The sequence below is a fragment of the Bacteroides sp. 4_1_36 genome, assembly GCF_003466325.1.
In the GTDB taxonomy this organism is placed as follows: Bacteria; Bacteroidota; Bacteroidia; order Bacteroidales; family Bacteroidaceae; genus Bacteroides; species Bacteroides uniformis.
In genome coordinates this window covers 1-2,601 of the sequence record NZ_QSOX01000053.1, presented here as the reverse complement: position 1 = coordinate 2,601, position 2,601 = coordinate 1, and the positions used below count along the sequence as shown (strand labels likewise).

At 39.3% G+C, this 2,601-nt stretch carries 3 protein-coding genes; all 3 read right to left on the bottom strand.

Going from position 1 to position 2,601, the window contains the following annotated elements; genetic code table 11:
* Positions 1 to 48: 48 nt before the first annotated feature.
* Genes DXD65_RS20780 through DXD65_RS20770 form a run of 3 tightly spaced genes read right to left on the bottom strand, consistent with a single transcriptional unit; the run spans position 49 to position 2,442 of the window.
* Positions 49 to 969 carry an SDH family Clp fold serine proteinase gene (locus DXD65_RS20780; RefSeq protein WP_005645877.1) on the bottom strand — a complete coding sequence of 307 codons (921 nt, stop codon included), beginning with the start codon at positions 967 to 969 and terminating at the stop codon, positions 49 to 51.
* Complete coding sequence (locus DXD65_RS20775; RefSeq protein WP_005645875.1) at positions 945 to 1,145, bottom strand: hypothetical protein; 201 nt, start codon at positions 1,143 to 1,145, stop codon at positions 945 to 947. Before DXD65_RS20775 ends, DXD65_RS20780 begins: the two co-directional genes overlap by 25 nt.
* A gap of 55 nt (positions 1,146 to 1,200) precedes the next feature.
* Positions 1,201 to 2,442, bottom strand: coding sequence for a site-specific integrase (locus DXD65_RS20770; RefSeq protein ID WP_005645871.1), 1,242 nt, complete (start codon positions 2,440 to 2,442; stop codon positions 1,201 to 1,203).
* Positions 2,443 to 2,601: the final 159 nt, after the last annotated feature.

Sequence of the window (2,601 nt, the reverse complement as noted above, 5' to 3'; positions counted from 1 at the left end):
TGTTGCTGGCTTCTTCATGTTTATGCGGATAGTCTTTTCAATATCTTGTTAATTTTGAATTTTTATGAATGCTTTCCCATTTTGATTCTCTATAATTTTCATTGCAGGTGTTGATGAAAATGTATGAGTTGTAGCATGAAACACAGACAGAACTAAATCTTGTAATTGAGAGTCTTTTTCAAGATATTCTATTTTTAACCCTTTTGATTCTGCTTTTTCACGGGATATATGGCGACCATGACTTTTAAAGTTATCGTGATTAGCCAAAAAAGATGCTATATTCTCTATAATAGGAGCTTTGACATCTGGAGCTTCTGTTTTGAACATGAATCTATTAAGCCAATCTCTAATTAAGTTTTCAGACATTTTGATATAATTTTCACATTGTGTAATGACAGAAGGACCATATTGATTAAGTAATATAGCCCATGCTTGTTTATTGGGTTCGTTTACTTCTTGTAATGCTTTATAGAATTGGTCAATTATTGCTTTTGCTGGATTACTTGTGGGACCGTTAGGACTATTAATAATCAACTGTGGGTCTACGGGACCTATATTAGAATGTTTTCCCATGACAATACTAGCTCCTGAACATGCAATCATTGTGGCAGCAGACATTGCTATTTGGGGAATAATAACTCTTACTTCAGGAAATTGAGCATGCAAATATTCGACAATACCTTCTGCTGCTTCGGGAGAACCTCCCGGACTGTGTATAATTAAATCTACAGGCTTTTTTTCAAGTCCGTATGAAACTTCCATCATTCCTTGCACATCTTCCTCTGTTACCGAAAGTAATTCGGGAGCTCCACCTTTTTGGGTAAAAGCAGTTGCGTACAAAATAATATTTCTGTTTGTATATTTAGATAGTTCAGAAAGGTATTTGCGTCGAATAAAATCAAAAGGAGCAGAATTCCCTTGGGCACTTTCGACTTTTAATTCTGTTAATATTTCACTCCATGTTGGCATAATTGATTCGGTTTAGATTTAATGTTATATTCAATTGAAGAATTTGCAGAAACAGTGTCACTGACGGTTTTATAACGAGTTCCACTAGTTATTTCCCATTTTTGTTTTTCTTGCTCTTGCAATATTTGATATATCGCAGGATTATTTACTTTTAAGTTTTCTATGATTCTGTTCATGGCTGTTATAACGATTACTTTAAATGCAAATATAGGCCTTTTTCCTTTTAAAAGTTTACAATTCAGCATTAAAGTTGCTGAAAAATGATATTTTTCTCTCTACGTATTGCATATCCCTTAGTATCGTTTGGTCTAATACCTTTGCGTAGTGCTGCGTCATTCGGGTGGATGAATGCCCCAGCATTTTAGCCACGTTCGGCAGTGACACGTTGTTAGCCAGCGCAATAACCGAAGCGAAACTGTGCCGGGCTGTGTGCGTGGTCAGGTTCTTTTTAATACCGCAAAGGTCGGCAATCTCTTTCAGGTAGCTGTTCATCTTCTGATTGCAGGGAACGGGCAACAAAGTTCCTTTATCCATGCAGTAGGGGTTATCCTTATACTTTTCAAGTATCTGTTTGGGAATGCTCAAAAGCGGGATGTTACAGAGGTTGTTTGTCTTTTCACGGGGTTTCACTATCCACAGGTTGCCGTTGCTGTCCTCTGAAACGTGTTCGGGGCGTAAGTTATACACGTCTATGAATGCCAGCCCGGTATATACGCAGAAGATAAAAACATCCCGTACCAGTTCCAGCCGTTCAATCCTGAACTCTTTCTGCCATATCCGGTTTATCTCGGCTTGGCTTAGGAACTGTTTGTTTACCTCCACCTCGTGAAACTTGATTCCTGCAAACGGGTTCTTTGTCAGCCACTCGTTGGCAATGGCAAGGTTTATCACTTTCTTAAAACATTTCATGTACCGGATAACGGTATTCTGTGCGCAATGCTTCTCCGTCTTTAGGTATAAATCGAATTTGCGTACCAGTTCCCCGTTTACCTCACGCAGTAACATATCATCTACCTTGTAATCCCGTTTAACCAGTTCCATGAGGTATTTAAGGCAATTGTCGTAACGTCTTACGGTGATGTCGGCATAGTCTGTCCCGATTAGCTTCCGGCAGTTGTCATTATGTTCCTTGAATACATTATACAATGTCTTGAAAGTTTCGTCCTTTCCCTGATAGCGGTTCACTATGGCACGTGCGGAGATAATCTTTCCCTCCAGTTCCAAGTCTTGGTAAATCTGATAGAATTTCACACGCAGGGCGTCAATGTAATGGTTAAGTTCTACGGAGTTTCGGTCTTTGCCTGTCGACTTCTCTTTTTCCTGCGACCAAAGTGGGACTTTTACACTCCGCTTTAGTTGAAGTTCCACGTATAGGCGGTCATAAGTGACACGCACACGCACGGGTGCTTCCCCGTTTTTTAACAGTTTGCTACGCTTGATGAAGAACAACACGCTGAATCTTTTTCTTTCCATACGGCTCAATTTTTAATGATACAAAGTTAGGAAATCGAACCGAGAACCCTGTTATGTAAAATAGTGCAACGTGCTGTAAAAGAATGAAGTAAATACCTCGCAGTGGAACATTTCGGGCTTTTAAAAACAGTCCCTTGAATAAGGACGTATGGTTTGCTT

What these genes read in the sequence shown, in the direction of transcription:
- DXD65_RS20780 (WP_005645877.1), bottom strand. Translation starts at nt 969, where the DNA reads ATGCCAACATGGAGTGAAATATTAACAGAATTAAAAGTCGAAAGTGCC.
- DXD65_RS20775 (WP_005645875.1), bottom strand. Translation starts at nt 1,145, where the DNA reads ATGAACAGAATCATAGAAAACTTAAAAGTAAATAATCCTGCGATATAT.
- DXD65_RS20770 (WP_005645871.1), bottom strand. Translation starts at nt 2,442, where the DNA reads ATGGAAAGAAAAAGATTCAGCGTGTTGTTCTTCATCAAGCGTAGCAAA.